The 15,830-nt window shown below is 65.9% G+C and carries 13 protein-coding genes; 8 read left to right on the forward strand and 5 right to left on the reverse strand.

Annotated features, from left to right (window positions below):
• Positions 1 to 16 precede the first annotated feature (16 nt).
• Together K7G82_RS15320 and soxR are read left to right on the forward strand one after the other, a co-directional pair.
• A complete protein-coding gene (locus K7G82_RS15320; RefSeq protein WP_222990788.1) occupies positions 17 to 655 on the forward strand; it encodes a TetR/AcrR family transcriptional regulator in 639 nt (212 codons plus the stop codon).
• A 124-nt stretch (positions 656 to 779) separates the two neighbouring features.
• The gene (soxR, locus tag K7G82_RS15325; protein WP_222990789.1) at positions 780 to 1,244 is read left to right on the forward strand and encodes a redox-sensitive transcriptional activator SoxR; all 465 of its coding nucleotides are present in this window, start codon (positions 780 to 782) and stop codon (positions 1,242 to 1,244) included.
• A 147-nt stretch (positions 1,245 to 1,391) separates the two neighbouring features.
• On the opposite strand, the gene K7G82_RS15330 is transcribed toward soxR, so the two are convergent.
• The gene (locus K7G82_RS15330; RefSeq protein WP_246623591.1) at positions 1,392 to 3,695 is read right to left on the reverse strand and encodes a TonB-dependent receptor; all 2,304 of its coding nucleotides are present in this window, start codon (positions 3,693 to 3,695) and stop codon (positions 1,392 to 1,394) included.
• A gap of 288 nt (positions 3,696 to 3,983) precedes the next feature.
• Between K7G82_RS15330 and K7G82_RS15335 the strand changes: the two genes are divergently transcribed.
• Genes K7G82_RS15335 through K7G82_RS15345 form a run of 3 tightly spaced genes read left to right on the forward strand, consistent with a single transcriptional unit; the run spans position 3,984 to position 8,196 of the window.
• On the forward strand, positions 3,984 to 5,618 hold the full coding sequence (locus K7G82_RS15335) for a thiamine pyrophosphate-dependent enzyme (protein WP_222990790.1): 1,635 nt from the start codon (positions 3,984 to 3,986) through the stop codon (positions 5,616 to 5,618).
• 5 nt (positions 5,619 to 5,623) lie between these two features.
• Positions 5,624 to 6,718: a pyridoxal phosphate-dependent aminotransferase gene (locus tag K7G82_RS15340; protein WP_222990791.1), complete on the forward strand. Its 1,095-nt coding sequence runs from the start codon at positions 5,624 to 5,626 to the stop codon at positions 6,716 to 6,718.
• On the forward strand, positions 6,715 to 8,196 hold the full coding sequence (locus K7G82_RS15345) for an aldehyde dehydrogenase family protein (protein ID WP_222990792.1): 1,482 nt from the start codon (positions 6,715 to 6,717) through the stop codon (positions 8,194 to 8,196). The genes K7G82_RS15340 and K7G82_RS15345 overlap by 4 nt, the downstream gene beginning before the upstream one ends.
• Here K7G82_RS15345 and gcvA read toward each other — a convergent pair.
• Complete coding sequence (gene gcvA, locus K7G82_RS15350) at positions 8,168 to 9,085, reverse strand: transcriptional regulator GcvA (RefSeq protein ID WP_222990793.1); 918 nt, start codon at positions 9,083 to 9,085, stop codon at positions 8,168 to 8,170. The genes K7G82_RS15345 and gcvA overlap by 29 nt on opposite strands.
• 83 nt (positions 9,086 to 9,168) lie before the next feature.
• Between gcvA and manD the strand changes: the two genes are divergently transcribed.
• Positions 9,169 to 10,416, forward strand: coding sequence for a D-mannonate dehydratase ManD (manD, locus tag K7G82_RS15355; protein WP_246623592.1), 1,248 nt, complete (start codon positions 9,169 to 9,171; stop codon positions 10,414 to 10,416).
• A 122-nt stretch (positions 10,417 to 10,538) separates the two neighbouring features.
• Here manD and K7G82_RS15360 read toward each other — a convergent pair whose 3' ends face one another.
• Genes K7G82_RS15360 through K7G82_RS15370 form a run of 3 tightly spaced genes read right to left on the reverse strand, consistent with a single transcriptional unit; the run spans position 10,539 to position 13,604 of the window.
• Entirely contained in the window at positions 10,539 to 10,826 is a 288-nt protein-coding gene (locus K7G82_RS15360) for a hypothetical protein (protein WP_222990795.1), read from the reverse strand.
• A gap of 11 nt (positions 10,827 to 10,837) precedes the next feature.
• The gene (locus tag K7G82_RS15365; RefSeq protein WP_222990796.1) at positions 10,838 to 11,998 is read right to left on the reverse strand and encodes a nitrilase-related carbon-nitrogen hydrolase; all 1,161 of its coding nucleotides are present in this window, start codon (positions 11,996 to 11,998) and stop codon (positions 10,838 to 10,840) included.
• Positions 11,999 to 12,020: 22 nt separating this feature from the next.
• Positions 12,021 to 13,604 carry a phytoene desaturase family protein gene (locus tag K7G82_RS15370; RefSeq protein WP_343228586.1) on the reverse strand — a complete coding sequence of 528 codons (1,584 nt, stop codon included), beginning with the start codon at positions 13,602 to 13,604 and terminating at the stop codon, positions 12,021 to 12,023.
• Positions 13,605 to 13,772: 168 nt separating this feature from the next.
• On the opposite strand from K7G82_RS15370, the gene K7G82_RS15375 reads away from it, so the two are divergent.
• Entirely contained in the window at positions 13,773 to 14,900 is a 1,128-nt protein-coding gene (locus K7G82_RS15375; protein WP_222990797.1) for a DUF819 family protein, read from the forward strand.
• Positions 14,901 to 14,904: 4 nt separating this feature from the next.
• Positions 14,905 to 15,774: an SDR family oxidoreductase gene (locus K7G82_RS15380; protein WP_222990798.1), complete on the forward strand. Its 870-nt coding sequence runs from the start codon at positions 14,905 to 14,907 to the stop codon at positions 15,772 to 15,774.
• The last annotated feature ends 56 nt before the right edge of the window (positions 15,775 to 15,830 follow it).

A 15,830-nucleotide genomic window follows, 5' to 3' on the forward strand; every position in this document is an offset into this window, starting at 1 on the left:
CGCGCAGGAACGTGACATGAGCGAAGGAAAATATGGCCGCCCCACCCGCATGGACCGCCTGAAGTCGCGCCTGGCGAACACCGAGCCGCCGGCCCGCCGCGCGGACATTAGGCGCGCCTCGCTGGTCGAGGCGGCGGGGGCGCTGTTCGTCGAGAATGGCGTGGAGGCGACGACGGTGGACGAGGTGGCGGCGCGCGCTGGCGTCGCGAAGGGCACTTTCTACCATTATTTCGATACCAAGGCGGATCTGCTCGACGCGCTGCGCGCGCAATTTTCCGACGAATTCCTCGATCGCGTCCTCGCCGCCGTCGGCCGCCACGGCGAAGCCGACTGGAACGGCCGGCTGACCGCGTGGATCACCGCGGCGGTCGATGCCTATTTCGACATGCGCGCGCTGCACGACGTCGTGTTCCACGGCGCGGAGATGCCGCTGCGCGAGGCGATGGGCGATATCCCGCTGGTGCGCAATCTGACCGATCTGCTCGCCGCCGGGGATGCCGCCGGCATCTGGGCGGTCGACGATCCCGCCAGCGTGTCGGTCGTCATGTTCCACGGCCTGCACGGCGCGGTCGACGAAACCATCGTCACCGGCCGCACGCCCGGCCAGATCGGCGAGATGCTCGCCCGGCTCTATCTGCGGATGATCGCCGCCTGACCGGACAAAAGCCCGGAAAAGCGGGGCGGGAACGGGTGATGGGGGCGGCAAACCTGCTTCCTTTGCGAATCGGAAGCGCTCCTATAAAACCTCAACATTAGTTGAGGTAAATAGGGAAACCGGCATGCGCCCAAAGGTCAGGCCGTTCGATGTGCATCGCGAACTGAGCGTCGGCGAAGTGGCCGCGCGCGCGGGCGTGCCCGTCTCCACCCTGCATTTCTACGAGGCGCAGGGCCTGTTGTGGAGCAACCGCAACGCCGGCAACCAGCGGCGTTATGGCCGGGGCGTGCTGCGCGCGATCGCGGTGATTAAGATCGCGCGGCGCGCGGGCATTCCGCTGGCGACGATCCGCGAGCGGCTGGCGACGGTCGGCCACGGCCACAGGGTGACGGCGGCGGACTGGGCGCGGCTATCGACCGCATGGCGCGACGAGCTCGACGACCGGATCGCGCGCCTGACCCGGCTGCGCGACCAGATGAGCGGCTGCATCGGCTGCGGCTGCCTGTCGATCGAGGATTGCCCGTTGCGCAACCCGGAGGATGCGCTTGGACGGGAAGGCAGCGGCGCGCGGCTGCTCGACCCGGATTGATATCGAGCAGGATTATGTCCCCCTCGTGTCATTCCCGCGCACGCGGGAATCCAGCTTTTCCGAGAAGCATCAGAAAGAAGAAGAAGAAGCTGGATTCCCGCATGCGCGGGAATGACAATGAGAGAGGAGAGGATCCCGTTCCGAACCTCAGCTTCCGAACTTCACCTTGCCGGTCACGCCGAACACGCGGGGATGCGGGCGCAGGCGGATGCCGCCCAGGCCGAAATTGTCCTGCGTGCCCGTGTAATAGTCGGTCTTGGTCAGGTTCTCGATATAGCCGCCAATCTCGAAGCGATCGGTGGTCACGCCCAGCCGCAGATTGACGACGGCATAGGCCGACGGATTGTACGGGAAGCGCGGCAGGTTGAGCTGCTCGGACGCGACGCCCTCCAGATCGCCCGCCGCCGCCGAGCGGAAGTTCAGTTCCGCGCGGCCGTACAGGCTCAGATCGTCGGTCATCTGACGCTCGTAATCGAGCGCGGTGGTGACGGTGAAGCGCGGCGTCTTGGGCAGGCGCAGCCCGGTCAGGTTGACCGAATTGCCGCCCGCGAGCACCGCCAGCGGGAAGCTGTCGAACTTGCTGTCCAGATAGCCGAAGGCGACCATGGCGCGCAGTTCGCGCGACAGGCGCCCCTGCAATTCCATCTCGAAGCCCTTGTTGGAGGCCTTGGCCGCGTTCAGCGTCAGCTCGACCGCCGAGCTGATATCGTTGGGATCGCGCAGGAAATTGGTCTGCACCTGAAGATCGGACCATTTCAGATAGAAGGCGGACAGGCTGTATTGCAGCGAATTGTCGAGCGCGCTGCCCTTGATGCCGACTTCATAGTTCCACAGCTCTTCCGGCCGGAAGGGCGAGGTGATGCCCGAATTGATGTCGACGCCGCCGGCCTTGTAGCCCTTCGACACCGACGCATAGACATTGTCATTGTCGCTGAATTCGTAGCGCAGCACCGCGCGCGGCGAGAAATCGGTGAAGCTCTTGCTGCCCGCGATATCGGGCACCGGGCTTTCGAACGCATAGACGCCGAAGGCGCTGTTGCTGATCTTGTCGCGGGTATAGCGCCCGCCCACCGTCAGGTGCAGGCGATCGAGGTTGAGCGTGACGTCGGCGAAGGCCGCCATGCTCTCGGTCCTGAAGATCTTGTTGTTCTCGTTGATGCGGAAGCCCTGCGGGATCGGCGGCAACAGGCCGATGACATTGCCCGTCAGCGGATCGACATAGCTGGTGTCCGCGCCCGCCTGGATGCTGTTGAACTGGCGGATGCGATCCTTGGCGTAGAGCGCGCCCACGACCCAGTCGAGCTTCTGCTTGCCCGTGGACTGGAGCCGCAGTTCCTGGCTGAACGAACGCCCGCGATTGCGGTTGATGCGGTTGATCGCATCGGCGGAGATATTGTCCTGATCGAACAGGCGGCCGTTCTTGCTGTCGATATAGCCGGTCACCGAACGCAGCGCGAAACCATCGAAATCGACCGAGATGCGGTTGTTGATCAGCAGGAACTTGTTGCGGTTATATTCGGGCGCATTGTGGTTCACCCGGCGCTGATTGGCTGGATAGAAGCCGACGCCATCGGGCAGCGCCACGAAATCCGGGCCGAAGATGCTCTTGGTGTCCAGGTCGAGCACGCCCGACGGCACCGTCGCGTCGAAGCCCTCATCCTCGTCCGAATAGGCGGCCGACAGGTCGATCGTCACATTGTCGATCGGCTGCGCGCGCACCGCGCCGCGGAAATGGAGATATTCGTAGCCGCTGTTGGGCGTGCCCTTGGGATTGATGTTGCGGATCAGGCCATTGCTCTTGTCCCACGAGGCGAGGCCACGGAAATACAGGCCCTGCGCCAGCGGCACATTGACGATGCCATAGGCCTTGTACGTATCGAAGCTGGCATATTCGGCGCCCCCTTCGGCGTAGAAGTCCGGCCCCGGCTTCTTGGTGGTGATGTTGAGCGCGCCGCCCGATGCGTTGCGGCCGAAATAGGTGCCCTGCGGCCCGCGCAGCACCTCCACGCGCTCAACGTCGAGCAGCGGCGGATTATAGGTGCCGTTGGCGGTGGAGCCGACGCTCAGCTCGTCGAGATAATAGCCGATCGACTGCTGGGTCGATGCCTCGCCAAGATCGATGTTGCTGACGCCGCGGATCGAGATGTTGATCGAGCGGTTGCCGGTCTCGCCATCCTCGGTGAAGCTGACATTGGGCGCGAAGGCCAGATAATCCTTGGCTTCGGAGACATTGGCCTTTTCCAGCGCCTTGGCGGAAAAGGCGGAGATGCTGATCGGCACGTCGCGCAGATTCTGTTCGCGGCGCTGCGCGGTGACGACGATCTCGTCGCCGGAAACCGGCGCGGCCGCCTCGGTGGCGGTCGATGCGTCCTGCGCCATCGCCGGCATCGCCGCGATCAGCGGGGCCAGCGCGGTAGCCGTCAGAAACAAGGTTTTGCAGTTGGTGCGCATCGTCAATCTCCCCGATCCGTAAGCCCTTGCGATCAGGCGTCTTTGCTGACGTCCTGTCCCGCTTGCCGGGCCAAATCTATCGGGCGAACTATCGGCTGAGGCCGCTTGGGGCTTCAAACGAAGCTTACTGATCGCGACCATAATCCTCGCTAATCCAATCGGGGCATATCGGCCCCGCGACCATCAAACCATCTAATGGCCGCCAGAAGTTTGATTCAATTGCCACTGACGTGCTGTTTCGGACACGATTCCGCCAACAAAACATCTTGCGTCAAAGAGGCGGATTTCATGTCTAAAAGCGGGGCCGAGGCTCTTTTGGGCCAGTTGATGGTCAATGGTGTCGATACGATCTTCGGGTTGCCCGGCGGGCAGCTCGATCATTTCTTCGATGCCATGCACGGCGCCGGTGACAGGCTGCGCCTGTTCGGCACGCGCCACGAACAGGGCGCCGCCTATATGGCGTTCGGCTATGCCCGGTCCACCGGAAAACCGGGCGTCTATACCGTCGTTCCCGGCCCCGGCGTGCTCAACACCACCGCCGCGCTCTGCTCCGCCTACGCCACCAACGCCCCGGTCTTCTGCCTGACCGGGCAGATCCCCACCGTGGGGCTGGGCAAGGGCATCGGCTATCTCCACGAATTGCCCGACCAGCTCGCGACAATGCGCACGCTGACCAAATGGGCCGATCGCGCGATGACGGTCGAGGGCGCCCCCGCCTTGGTCAACGAAGGCTTCCGCCAGATGCTGAGCGGCCGCCCCCGGCCCGTAAGCCTGGAAATGCCGATGGACGTGATGGGCGACCGCGCCGAAGCGGACCTGCTGCCCGCCGCGACGATCGACAAGGCCCCCGCGCTGAACGACGACGCGATCGCCGACGCGGTCGCGCTGCTCAAGACCGCGCGCAATCCGCTGATCATCGCGGGCGGCGGCGCGATCGCGGCCGGCGCGTCGCTCCACCAGCTCGCGGAGATGCTGCAGGCGCCCGTCGTCTCCTTCCGCAGCGGGCGCGGCGTGGTTTCAGACCGATCCTATCTCTCGCAGATGTTCCCCGCGGGGTATGAGCTGTGGAAGAACGCCGATGTCGTGATCGGCCTCGGCACGCGGATGGAGCAGCAATATCTCTACTGGAAAGTGCCGCCGCACATGAAGGTGATCCGCATCGACATCGATGCGGAGGAGCTGGACCGGATCGCGGCGCCCGCCGTCGCCATCCATGCCGACGCCGCCGACGCGGTGCCCGCCCTGGTCGAGAAACTGGCGGGCGTGCTCGACAAGCGCGCCTCGCGCGAGGACGAACTGACCCAGCTCGCCGCGCGTATTCGCGGCGATGTCGAGGATCGCGTCCAGCCCCAGGCATCCTATCTGGCGGCGATCCGCTCCGCGCTGCCCGACGACGGCTATTTCGTCGATGAGATCACCCAGGTCGGCTATACGTCCTGGTATGCCTTCCCGGTCTATGAACCGCGCCATATCGTCACCTGCGGCTATCAGGGCACGCTGGGCTATGGCTATGCGACCGCGCTGGGCGTGAAGGCCGCGCATCCGGACAAGGCGGTGGTCAACATCGCGGGCGACGGCGGCTTCCTGTTCACCGCCAACGAGATGGCGACCGCCGCGCAGCACAATATCGCGCTGGTCACGGTGCTGTTCAACAACAACAAGTTCCAGAATGTGCAGCGCCAGCAAAAGGAATGGTTCGGCGGCCGGCTGATCGCATCCGACCTGAAGAACCCCGATTTTTGCAAGTTCGCCGAAAGCTTCGGCATCCGCGCCGAGCGCGTCACCACGCCCGAGGCGCTGCACAAGGCGGTGAAGGCCGCGCTCGAACGCAACGAACCCGCGCTGATCGAGGTGCCGTGCGGCGACATGGCGTCGCCCTGGCCCTTCATCATCCGCCCGCCCGCGTTCGAGGGCGTGGAGTGAGCGCGATGACCGATGCGCGCCCCCGCCCCCTGCCCGCGATCGCCGGCCTCGCCCCCTATCGCCAGGGCAAGATCGCGCTCGACGACGTGGCCCAGCCGCTGAAGCTGTCCTCGAACGAATCGATGCTCGGCCCCAGCCCCCGCGCGCTGGAGGCCTATCGCGCGCTGGCGTCCGACCTTCAGCTCTATCCCGACGGGTCGCAATCGGCGCTGCGCGCGGCGATCGGAGAGGTGCATGGCATCGATCCCGACCGCATCGTCTGCGGCAACGGATCGGACGAACTGATCCAGTTGCTGATCCGCACCTATGCCGGCCCCGGCGACGATGTCGTGCTGAGCCAGTACAGCTTCGCCATGGCGTTCGTGCACAGCATCGCGCAGGGCGCGAATGCGATCAGCGTGGCTGAACCCGGCCTGCGCCCCGATGTCGACGGCCTGCTGGCGGCACTGACGCCCAATACGCGGATGGTCGTGCTCGCCAGCCCCAACAATCCGGTGGGCCAATATCTGCCGCGCGACGAACTGACGCGGCTCCATGCCGGGCTGCCGGGCGACGTGATCCTGCTGCTCGACAGCGCCTATGCCGATTATGTCGACGCGCCCGATTACGAAGCGGGCGCGGCGCTTGTCGGCGCGCACGACAATGTCGTGATGACGCGCACCTTCTCCAAGCTCTACGGCCTTGCCGGGCTGCGCATCGGCTGGATGTACGCGCCCCGCGCGATCATCGACATGGTCCAGCGCATCCGCACGCCCTTCAACGGCAACGCCGCGGCTCTCGCCGCCGCCGAGGCGGCGGTGCGCGACGTCGACTATGCGGCGATGGTGCGTGCGGAGAACAACGCGGAGCTGGCGCGGATCGCGAAGGCGCTCGACCTGGCGGGGATCGAGGTCATCCCCTCGTCCGCCAATTTCTATCTGGTCCGCTTCCCCGCCGCCGGCCGCGATCCCGAGGGTGCCGCGCATTATCTGGAGGCGCGCGGCATCATCCCGCGCCCGGTTTCCGCCGGCGGCCCCGAAGCGGCGCTGCGCATCTCGGTCGGTCGGCCGCACCAGAATGATCGCGTCATCCAGACGCTGATGGACTACATGGCGTCATGACCGACGCGCTCGGCCCCCAGACCCGGTCCTTCCTGGCGGCGCCACGCCCCTTCCTCGCCGGCGCGGCCTGGGCCGAGGGCGCGGGCGCGCCGATCACCGGCATCGATCCGGCGACCGGCGCGGCGTTCGGGACCGCGCACGCGGCGGGCATCGCCGATCTCGACCGCGCCGCCGAAGCCGCGTCGCAAGCGTTCGCGGACAAGAGATGGCGCGGCAAGACCCCCGCCGAGCGCCAGCGCATCCTGCTGCGCATCGCCGAACTGATCGAACGCGACGCGCAATTGCTCGCCGAACTTGAAACGCTCAACGGCGGCAAGCCCTTCGGCGCGGCGCTCCATGGCGAAGTCGCGCACAGCGCCGAAACCTTCCGCTATTATGCCGGCTGGGTCACCAAGATCGACGGCGGCACCTTTTCCCCCTCGCTGCCCGGCCAGAGCTTTCTCGGATACGGGATCAGGGAACCGATCGGCGTCGCCGGGCTGATCACGCCGTGGAACGGACCGCTGGCGCTGGCGGCGTGGAAACTCGCGCCAGCGCTCGCCGCGGGCTGTTCGGCGATCCTCAAGCCATCCGAACTGACGCCGTTCACCACGCTCCATCTCGCCGCGCTCGCGCTGGAGGCCGGCGTGCCGGAAGGCGTGATCTCCGTGCTGCCGGGCATCGGCCGCGAACTGGGCGCGGCGATGGTCAGGCATCCGCTGATCGCCAAGATCTCGTTCACCGGATCGACGGCGGTGGGCCGGCAATTGATGGCGGACGCCAGCGCCGGGCTGAAGCGGCTGTCGCTCGAACTGGGCGGCAAATCGCCTGTGCTGATCTTCGCCGATGCCGATCTGCCGCAGGCGATCGCAGGCGCGGCCGATGCGATCTTCGGCAATGCCGGCCAGGTCTGCGTCGCGGGATCGCGCCTCTATGTCGAGCGATCGGCGCTGGACGAGGTGGTGGCGGGCATCGCCGCCCATGCCGCCGCGCTCAGGCTGGGATCGGGCTTCGCGCCCGATACGCAGATGGGCCCGCTGATCAGCGCCGCGCATCGCCAGTCCGTCCACGGCCATGTCGAACGCGCGCAAGCGGCGGGCGCACAGGTGGCGACGGGCGGCGCGATGCGCGATGGCCCCGGTTTCTTCTACGAACCCACCATCCTCACCGGCGTCGACCAGAACAGCGAGATCGTCCGCCAGGAAGTGTTCGGCCCGGTGCTGACCGTCATTCCCTTCGACGACGAGGCGGACGCGCTGCGCCTGGCCAATGATTCGGACTATGGCCTCGCCGCCAGCATCTGGACGCGCGACGTCGGCCGCGCGCACCGCGTCGCCGCCGATATCCAGGCCGGCATCGTCTGGGTGAACAGCCATGGTTTTCCCGAACTCGCGATGCCCATCGGCGGCATGAAGCAATCGGGCCATGGCCGCGAACACGGTTTCGCCGGGCTGGAGGCCTTCACCGAATTCAAGTCGGTGATGGTCCGGACTCTTTGAGGAACAGCTCGGCCTCGTCGAGCATCCAATAGGCGAAGGCCTTCACATTGGCCTCGTCGGAGACGCTGCGGCGGCACACCACATAATAGGCGTCGTCAAGCATCAGCGCTTCATCGAACGGCCGCACCAGCACGCCGGACTTGACCTCGTCCGCCACCAGCGGCCAGCGGCCGAGCGCGACGCCGTAGCCCGCCATGCATGCGCGCTTCACCAGATGCGAATGGCTGAAACCGAAGCCGCGCCGCACGTTCACGCCGCGTATGTCGAAATGGTTGAGGAACTCGGTCCAGTCGATCGCGAAGACGTCGTGGAGCAGCGGCAGCATGCCGACTTCGGCCAGCTCGGTCGGGGCGCCGTGGCGTTCGAGCAGTGACGGCGCGCAGACGGGCACCACGCTTTCGCCCATCAGCTTCTCGACCTGGAGATTGGGCCAGCCGCCATTGCCGTATCGGATCTCGATATCGGCATCGCCGCTCGACAGCGCGTCATCCTCCTGCCGCTTGGCGATGAAGCGGACGTCGATATCGGGAAAGCGTTCCTGGAAACGCGACAGGCGCGGGATGATCCATGCGCTGGCGAAGGAATCGAAGGTGGCGACGGTCAAGGGCGCCACCTGGTCGCGCTCCAGCGCCTGGCCCGTCGCCTCCGCCATGATGTCGAAGGCGCGGGTGAGCGGCCCCACCATCGTCTCGCCCAGCTCGGTCAGCTTGATCGTGCGGCTCAGCCGCTGGAACAGCGGGGCGCCCAGCCAATCCTCCAGCGCCTTCACCTGATGGCTGACCGCCGCCTGGGTGACGCACAGCTCGTCCGCGGCGCGCGTGAAGCTCAGATGCCGCGCGACGCATTCGAACACGCGCAGACCCAGCAGGGGTGGCAGCTTCCGGTTCATCGCTTCTTCCTTCGCATCGATAAGAAAATCTGATCGCGCCGATGACCAGCGCCAGTTTGTCGAGCCCTTGGCCAGCGGCCACTATGTCGTCCCAATCGCTCCATCGAACAAGGATCAAGACCGTGAAGATTACGGGCGCCCGCGTCATCGTCACTTGCCCCGACCGCAATTTCGTGACGCTGAAGATCGAAACCGACCAGGGGCTGACCGGCATCGGCGACGCCACGCTCAACGGCCGCGAGCTCGCCGTGGCGTCCTATCTGACCGATCATGTCATTCCCTGCCTGATCGGCCGCGACGCGCACCGCATCGAGGATATCTGGCAATATCTCTATCGCGGCGCCTATTGGCGGCGCGGCCCGGTGACGATGAGCGCGATCGCGGCGGTCGACACCGCGCTCTGGGATATCAAGGCCAAGGCGGCGGGGCTTCCGCTCTACCAGCTTCTGGGCGGACGCAGCCGCGACGGCGTGATGATCTATGGCCATGCCAATGGCGGCGACATCGCCGAGACCGTCGACGAGGTGCAGCGCTATATCGAGATGGGCTACAAGGCGATCCGCGCCCAGTCCGGCGTTCCCGGCCTCGCCTCCACCTATGGCGTCTCGAAGGACAAGATGTTCTACGAGCCCGCCGACGGCGCGCTGCCCACCGAGAATATCTGGTCGACCGAGAAATATCTCGATCACGCGCCGAAGCTGTTCGACGCGCTGCGCAGCCGTTTCGGTTTCGAGCATCATCTGCTCCATGATGTCCATCACCGGCTGACGCCGATCGAGGCGGGCCGGCTCGGCAAGTCCCTCGAACCCTATCGCCTGTTCTGGATGGAAGACCCCACCCCGGCGGAGAATCAGGAGGCGTTCCGCCTGATCCGCCAGCACACCGTTACCCCCATCGCCGTGGGCGAGGTGTTCAACACGATCTGGGACGCCAAGGACCTGATCCAGAACCAGTTGATCGACTATATCCGCGCCACCGTGGTCCATGCCGGCGGCATCAGCCATCTGCGCCGCATCGCCGACCTCGCCGCGCTCTATCAGGTCCGCACCGGCTGCCACGGCGCGACCGACCTGTCGCCGGTATGCATGGGCGCCGCGCTGCATTTCGACATCAGCGTCCCCAATTTCGGCGTGCAGGAATATATGCGCCACACCGAGGCGACCGACGCCGTCTTCCCCCATGCCTACAGCTTCGACGCGGGCTACATGCTGCCCGGCGACGTGCCCGGCCATGGCGTGGAGATCGACGAGGCGCTGGCGGCCAAATATCCCTACCAGCCCTCCTATCTGCCCGTGAACCGGCTGGAGGACGGGACGTTGTGGAACTGGTGAGGGTGGTTCGAAACGCCGCTTGCGAATGATAAAAGCCCGCTTCCCCGCCCAGCCGCCCGATATGTTTCGGGAAGCTGGGCGGGGAAGCGGGTCTTTTTCGGCTTGTCCAAACGCGCCGCGCGTCACCAGGGCTTGTTGAGCCCCGTCGACTTGCGCCGTTCTTCCCAATGATCGGTCGTGGCGGCGGTGGTTTCGCCGCCGCCGCCGCCGAACAGGATCGCGGGCAGGAAACCCCACACCGCCCCCGCCCCGATCAGCCGCCCGAGCGCGTGGCGCGCATCGCGCGGCGTGATCGTGACGGTGGTTTCCAGCGTGCTGTCCGCGCCGCTTTCGATCACCAGATTGCCGCTTTCGCGGCGCACCCGGCCCACGGTGAAGTCGATATCGGCGAGCGAGCTGACGACGCGCATCCCGTTTCTCCTCAGCTCTTGCGCAGCGTGCCGCGCGCCTGGGCGGCGGCGACGCGGCCGGCGTGCAGATCGGCCATGTCGGCGACGGTCTTGCCCGCCGGCGGGGTGAACTGGCCACGGCCGTAGAGATCGGTGAAAACCTCCTTCACCGGCCCCATCTTGTCCGCCAGCGTGCGCGGCGGCTTGCCCGACGGGAACTGGTTGGCCGGATAGATCGGCTTTTCGTAGATCTGGCGAAAACCCTCGGTCCGGACATCGACCCAGGTGTTGTGGTTGCAGCGCGACCGGTGCTCGCGCAGCGATTCGATGTCGATGGTGACGCCCAGCACCTGTTCCTGCGGATAGGGCGCGTGGCGCATCATCATGCCGGTATAGTCGATCGCGAACGATCCGCCGGGACAGAAGGCCTTGGGATAATAGGCATAGTCGACCGTGCCCCAGTTGGAGCCGAGCACATAGGCCATGTTGTCGTGCGCGCGGGCGCGGCGCGTGAACACCCAGAAGTCCCAGGGTTCGGAAACGCCCTCCACTTCCTGGAGCGCGACCGGGTGGCAGATCACCTCCGCCCCATTATAGCCGAGCGCGCGCGAAACCTCCGGCGTGCAGCCGTCATGGCAGGTCATGGTGCCGAGCTTGCCGATCTCGGTGTCGATCACCGGGAACAGCGTGGAGATATCGCCGCCGAACACCTCGCGATATTCGTCGAAAATGTCGTGCGGAGAGGTGCCCAGGCCGATCGAGGCCGGGATGTGCCACTTGTGGTAGCGCAGCACGACATCGCCCGAGGGGCCGATGATGAAGGCGGTGTTGAACCAGCGATCGGGGAACTGGGGCACGCGCTCGATCACGCCGCCGCCCGCGATATACAGGCCATATTCGCGCGCGGTATCGCCCAGCCGCCGCATCTCCGGCCCGTCGAGCTCAATCGCCTTTTTCATGAAGCCGTCGATGCCATGCTCGCCCTTGCCCGGCGTGGTGACGCCCTGCATGAAATATTCGGGGAAGACGACGAGCTTGGCGGGCAATTCCCAGAAATAGCCGACGCCGAAATCGATCATGTTGATCGCGCGGTCGAGGTTCCGGGTGATGCCGTCGCGATCCTCCGCCACCTCGACATGCGGCTGCATGACAAGGGCGGTATATTTGTCGATCTTCGGCGCGGCTGTGGTCATGTCGTCGGTCTCCTGAAGCAGATCACCAGAAATTGGCGGGCGCGATGCCCATGTCGTCGAGCATCACGCGGGCGGTGATCGTCCCCATCGCGGAAATGCCGCCGCCGGGGTGGCAATGCGGCCCGGTCATGTAGAGGTCGCGCACCGGCGAGCGATAATGGGCGTAGCCGGGGAACGGCCGGAACGATCCGAGCTGCGCGGCGATGCGCTCGCCGCCATTGGTCGTGCCCTCGACGAAGCTGAGATTGGCGGCTTCCAGCGTGCCGCGATGCTGGATGTGATGGCCCAGGATCACGTCGCCGGCGATGTTGGGCGCATATTGCTGCAACTTGGGCAGCAGCACGCACGCATAATAATCCTCGCCGATCTCGTCCCAGGTCCGGCCATCGGCCAGCCAGTTGGAGACATAGGTGTCGAAGATCAGCGTGTGCTTGCCCGCCGGCGCGCGGCTGGGATCCAGTTTGGTCCAGCAGGCGGACCACAGGAACGGATCGGAGGGCGGCACGCCCATCGCGATCTCCGCGTAGAATTTGATCATCTGCGGCATCGAATCGACGATGCGGTGGAAGGGACAGGCGCTCATGTCCGCGCCGTTGAGGAATTCGGGCGCCTCGCTCAGCGCAAGCTGCGCGCGGCAGATCGAGATCTTGCCGAACGAAAACCCCTTCACCATCGACGCGAAGCCGGGCTCCAGCCGCTCCTCGCCGAGCAGCTTCAGGAAAGTCTGCTTGGGATCGAGCGCGGATACAGTGGCGCGGCGCCCGCGCACTTCCTGCCCGTCCTCCAGCCGCACGCCCGCCGCGCGGCCATTCTCGACGATGACGGAGGCCACGCTGGCGCGCGTCATCACCTTGCCGCCATGCGCCTCGACATAGCGGGCCATCGCCTTGGGCAGCTCCATGCTGCCCCCTTCCGGGATCGCCTGGCCATAATAATGGATGGCCGGGATCATGATGTAGAAGCTCTGCCCCGCCCCTTCCTGATCGGGCAGGATCTGCGGCGCCAGCGCCCAGTTGAGCATCACCGCCTTGATGAAGTCATTCTCGAAATTGCTTTCGACCCAGGCGCGCGCCGACATCGAGAATTCGCGCAGCCGCCGCAATCCGGCCTCGCTCGTCTCCAGCGCGCGCGGCAGCGCGGACGGCATGGCCGGCGGGGAGAAGAACGCCTTGATGAAGCCTTCGCGCACCTGCTCGAAATCGGCATAGACGCCGCGATAGCGCGCGGCATCGGCCTTGGAATATTGTGCGATCGACGCGCAGGTCTTCTCGATATCCTTGTGGATGACGATGCCCGGCCCGCCGCCGCGATCGGGGTGGCCGGTGATATGGTCGCTCGGCTCGATATATTTCAGGCCATAGCGTTCCAGTTCGGGCTGGATCGCCTTGAAATCCTCATTGCACTGGATCCACACATGCGACGACCCGTAGAGATCGTGCCTGAAGCCGGGCAGCGTCACTTCCTCCGTGATCGCGCCGCCGCCGACATTGGCGTTGCGTTCGATCACGCATACGCTCAGCCCGTGCCGGGCCAGGGTGGCGGCGCAGGCCAGGGCATTCACCCCGCCGCCCGCGATCACTACGTCGAAATCGGACACCGCTTTCACCTGCTTCCTGGAAAATCATCCGGCCAGGAGGGTAGGAGCGCCACGGACGCGCATAAAATTAGCTTTGTTGATTGCTCCGATGAGCAACATTGAGTTGTATCGCCCCCATATCCGGCAACACTGGGCGAATATGGGGGTCATCCGGCCCGCTGGGCCAAGGAGTGGACGATGCCCCTGATCGCCGCGGACAATGTGCAATTGCTGTCCGCATTGCTGATCGCCCTCGCCTTTCTGGGCTTCTGGGCCGACGGCCACCGCATCCTCAAGCGCACCTCGGGCGTGCTGTGGGTGATCGTCGGCGGCATGGCGCTATCGAACTTCAAGATCGTGCCATTCGAGGCGCCGGCCTATGATTTCGTCTTTTCGGTGATCGTGCCCGCCGCGATCCCGCTGTTCCTGTTCAAGGCCAATATCCGCAAGATCGTGCGCGAAACCGGCAAGCTGCTCATCATCTTCCTGCTGGGCAGCGTCACCGTGATGATCGGCAGCACCGTCGCCTTCCTGCTGATCGACCTCGGCCCGCTCGGCGCCAAGGTCGCGGGCGTCTATACCGGCGGCTGGATCGGCGGCGCGGTGGCACTTGTCGCGGTGGCCGACGCGGTCGAGCTGACCAAGACCGATTTCGCCGCGGCGATCAGCGCGTCGAGCCCGGTCAGCGTGCTCGGCCTGATCACATTGGTGAGCATTCCCGCGATCGGCTTCATCCGCCGCGCCATCCCGACGCGCTTCGACACGGTCGAGACCGAAAGCGTCGATGCGAAGGCGGACGGCCCGCCGCCCTTCCGCCCGGTCGAGATCGCCGGCCTGCTCGCGCTCAGCCTGTCGATCTGCGCGGTCGCGCACATGATCGCGGTGCGCTTCGGGATCGAGCATTATTCGATCCTGGTCGTCACGCTGATCTCGCTCGCCATCGCCAATCTCTTCCCGCGCCAGATGGAACGGTTCCGCGCGGATTTCGATCTCGGCATGCTGCTGATGTACGTCTTCTTCGCGTGCATCGGCATGACCACCAACGCGCTGGCCTTTATCGACAACGCGCTGCCCATGTTCGTGTTCGGCGTGATCGTGCTCGCCGTGCATTTCATCCTGATCCTGGGGGCCGCGAAACTGTTCCGGATCGACCTGGCCGAAGCGGTGATCGCATCGGCCGCCAATGTCGTGGGGCCCGCGCCCGCCGCCGCCATCGCCTCCGCGCGCGGCTGGTACGCGCTGGTGACGCCGGGGGTGATGTGCGCGATCTTCGGCAAGGCGATCGGCACCTTCATCGGCGTCGGCGTCACCATGTTGCTGAGCTGATCCGATGGGCAGGACCATCCTCGTCACCGGCTGTTCGAGCGGCATCGGCCTCGCCACGGCGCTCGCCTTCGCCGAAAGCGGCGATACCGTGATCGCGACGATGCGCGATCCCGCACGCGGGCGCGCGCTCGCCGAGGCGGCGAAAGCGCGCGGCCTGACCATCGAGATCGCCGCGCTCGACGTCACCCGATCCGAACGCTTCGCGCCCTTCGTCGCCGATCTGCTCACCCGGCACGGCCGCATCGATGTGCTGGTCAACAATGCCGGGATGCTGCCGGTGGGCGCGTTCGAGGACATGGACGAGGCCGAGATCCGGCGCGTCATGGAAACCAATTTCTTCGGCGCCGCGCTGCTCACCAGGGCGGTGCTGCCGGCGATGCGCGCGCGGCGCGGCGGCTATGTGATCATGATCAGCTCGCTCTCCGGCCTGGCGGGTCGCGGCGGCGACGCCATCTATGCCGCGAGCAAGTTCGCGCTGGAAGGACTGGCCGAAGCGCTGCGCCAGGAGGTCGCGCGCTGGAACATCCACGTCGCGCTGGTCGAGCCCGCGGGCTTTTCGACCAATTTGTTCACCGACGCCGCGAAAGGCATGACGGGCGCGAGCGGCCCCGCCTCCCCCTATCATCCGCTCATCGCCGCACAGCAGGCCGAACATGCCCGCAATGCCGACAAGGGCTTCGCGCCCGACACGCTCGGCCGGCTGATCGTCGACATATCGCGATCGGACGGCCGCCAGTTGCGCTGGGCCGCCGATCCGGTGGCCGAACGCGTGATGGCGCAGCTGCTGGCCGGTGACGATGCCGGCCGGATGCGGTTTCTGGACGATGTCGCGGATATCGGCTGGTGGGTGAGCGGGGCGGACGGGCCGGGCTGAACTCCAGCGAAGGCGAGATGCCTCTCCTCCCCGCGCTGAAGCGCAGGGAGGAGAAG

The sequence above is a fragment of the Sphingomonas colocasiae genome, assembly GCF_019880585.1.
Lineage (GTDB): Bacteria > Pseudomonadota > Alphaproteobacteria > Sphingomonadales > Sphingomonadaceae > Sphingobium_A > Sphingobium_A colocasiae.

Bases quoted from the DNA above. Each gene is read 5' to 3' on its own strand.
- K7G82_RS15320 (WP_222990788.1), top strand. From the start codon at position 17: ATGAGCGAAGGAAAATATGGCCGCCCCACCCGCATGGACCGCCTGAAG.
- soxR (WP_222990789.1), top strand. From the start codon at position 780: ATGCGCCCAAAGGTCAGGCCGTTCGATGTGCATCGCGAACTGAGCGTC.
- K7G82_RS15330 (WP_246623591.1), bottom strand. From the start codon at position 3,695: ATGCGCACCAACTGCAAAACCTTGTTTCTGACGGCTACCGCGCTGGCC.
- K7G82_RS15335 (WP_222990790.1), top strand. From the start codon at position 3,984: ATGTCTAAAAGCGGGGCCGAGGCTCTTTTGGGCCAGTTGATGGTCAAT.
- K7G82_RS15340 (WP_222990791.1), top strand. From the start codon at position 5,624: ATGACCGATGCGCGCCCCCGCCCCCTGCCCGCGATCGCCGGCCTCGCC.
- K7G82_RS15345 (WP_222990792.1), top strand. From the start codon at position 6,715: ATGACCGACGCGCTCGGCCCCCAGACCCGGTCCTTCCTGGCGGCGCCA.
- gcvA (WP_222990793.1), bottom strand. From the start codon at position 9,085: ATGAACCGGAAGCTGCCACCCCTGCTGGGTCTGCGCGTGTTCGAATGC.
- manD (WP_246623592.1), top strand. From the start codon at position 9,169: ATGTCGTCCCAATCGCTCCATCGAACAAGGATCAAGACCGTGAAGATT.
- K7G82_RS15360 (WP_222990795.1), bottom strand. From the start codon at position 10,826: ATGCGCGTCGTCAGCTCGCTCGCCGATATCGACTTCACCGTGGGCCGG.
- K7G82_RS15365 (WP_222990796.1), bottom strand. From the start codon at position 11,998: ATGACCACAGCCGCGCCGAAGATCGACAAATATACCGCCCTTGTCATG.
- K7G82_RS15375 (WP_222990797.1), top strand. From the start codon at position 13,773: ATGCCCCTGATCGCCGCGGACAATGTGCAATTGCTGTCCGCATTGCTG.
- K7G82_RS15380 (WP_222990798.1), top strand. From the start codon at position 14,905: ATGGGCAGGACCATCCTCGTCACCGGCTGTTCGAGCGGCATCGGCCTC.